This window comes from Xenorhabdus thuongxuanensis, from assembly GCF_001908095.1.
Lineage (GTDB): Bacteria > Pseudomonadota > Gammaproteobacteria > Enterobacterales > Enterobacteriaceae > Xenorhabdus > Xenorhabdus thuongxuanensis.
The window spans coordinates 1-2,165 of sequence record NZ_MKGR01000063.1 but is presented as its reverse complement, the minus strand read 5'-3'; the positions used below and the strand labels follow the sequence as shown (position 1 = coordinate 2,165).

Below are 2,165 nucleotides of genomic sequence, written 5' to 3'. Positions count from 1 at the left end.
CAGTTTGATCTATTGGCCGACGAAAACGCACAACAGGCGTGTAGTTCAGTATATGCAGGGGTTTGTGAGTGAATTTAGAGCATAATAGCGATGCATTGGTTTCAATGCGTCGCCAGCGTGAAGCAAATCAGCCTGAGTTACCAAAAACAGCAACTCTGGCTGAGCGCATTATGTGGGAAGCTAACCCGGACGATGCAGAATGGCGGCACGATATTGTCGCCCACCTCCCTGATTTTCTGGCGATCTACTTTGCTACCAAATACGCCAAGATTTTTAATAAATCCGGTCGTCGTCGTGCCAATGAGTTTTTACGTAAAACTGCCAAGAATGTATTGCCACGATTCGAACGTGTAATGAAACAGTATGAATTTAAGCATCGCGTATCGGGCGATAGGCCATTTCCTTTTATTGAACAGCTAGAAAATATTGCACAGCTAGATAGAGCAGTCATCAAATCATTAGCAAATGAAATTGCTATTTTTATGAACGATAACTATCAAGCAGCAACAAAACAATATGCAGATTGTGATCCAAAAGATGAGCGCGAAGCTCGAGCGCGATTAGATAAAATTTATGCATTTATTGCCCAGTTAACTTTGCAATCAGGAACACAACCACCTTATTGGCAGCAATTCATTAACGGGCGAAAACAGCCAACAGACGACCAATTATGCGCAGCTTTGCTACGTATGTTTGATGTTGCTTGGTGGTATCGTAGATTAAAGCGCTTATGCGATGTAAAGCGCGAACACCTCGCAATTGCTATCGGTCAAGTCCAAAAATCAGCTTCCCCTTATGTTTCCAAAACTACGTTGCACCGTTGGGTTGAACAAAAACGCGCAAATTGGCAATTCTTAAAGGAGTTTGAGTTGCGAGATGATGACGGCAACACCGCTGATTTATCGAAAATGGTTTTGGGTAGTGCAGCTAATCCTGCCGTTCGTCGGTGTGAACTTATGGCGAGAATGCGAGGCTTTGAAGATTTAGCCAACGAAATGGGGTGTGTCGGTGAATTCTACACTATCACGGCTCCATCAAAATATCATTCAGCCTACCAAGCGGGCGGTTTTGTTTCTAATTGGATGGGTAATGATCCACGTGCAACTCAAAAATACCTGTGTGGTGTCTGGCAGAAAATAAGGGCTGCTTATGCACGTGCTGGAATTCGCGTATTTGGTTTTCGTGTCGTAGAGCCGCATCATGACGGAACACCGCATTGGCATGTGCTGTTATTTGTTCGTCCTGAACATGTTGAAGAACTACGGGATATTTTTTGTTATTACGCACGTCTGGAAGATTCGGAAGAGCTTCAATCACAAAAAGCCCTTAAGGCCCGTTTCCATGTTGAGCCTATCGATAAAGAGAAAGGCAGCGCAACGGGTTATATCGCTAAATATATTTCAAAGAACATTGACGGATATGCAATGGACAATGAAATTGACGAAGAGACAGGACAGAAAGCCAAAGAAATGGCGCGTTCTGTTTCGGCTTGGGCATCACATCATAAAATCAGACAGTTTCAACAAATAGGCGGTGCTCCTGTCACTGTGTGGCGTGAACTGCGCAGAATGGGTGACGATACGGAAGCATCAGAGGGGTTAGATATTGATTTTGCCGAAGTTCATAAAGCTGCAGACACAAGCAATTGGAGCGAATACACCAAATTACAAGGTGGTGCCTTTGTACGGCGTGCTGACCTAATCGCTCGCCTATGGTATGAGCGAGAAGAAAAGACCAACGCCTATGGTGAATCCGTCGATTGTATTAAGGGTGTTTACTGCACTTTAGTTGGCGAAGATAGCCCAATCATCACTCGTGTAAAAAACTGGCAGATTGTGCCGAAATTAAAGGCAGATAACGATTCTGCCAACGGGGGTTTTTTGTCTTTATCTGGCGGCGCAGCCGCCCCTTGGAGTTCTGTCAATAACTGTACGGGGGGTCAGCGTACGATCAGCGAGGGAGATCAGTTAGTGGAAAAAATTATCGATTATGCGGATTCAATCGGGATGAATTTTAGCCGGTTGATGGCGCGGTCATTAATAGTAGGCGGAAAAATCAGCATCAATAAACAACCATTTCAGTTATGGACGAATGGCAGTTTTATTCCGCTGGGATCGGAACGGCAGCAAGAGGCGCGCCGCGAGGCACTGCGGCAGCGGATTAAG

1 protein-coding gene is annotated in these 2,165 nt (G+C 45.1%); it reads left to right on the top strand.

The genetic code is table 11. The features are described 5' to 3' along the window. Window positions 1-68 precede the first annotated feature (68 nt). A partial coding sequence (locus tag Xentx_RS17895) for a replication endonuclease (protein ID WP_074021847.1) occupies window positions 69-2,165 on the top strand: 2,097 nt, incomplete at its 3' end.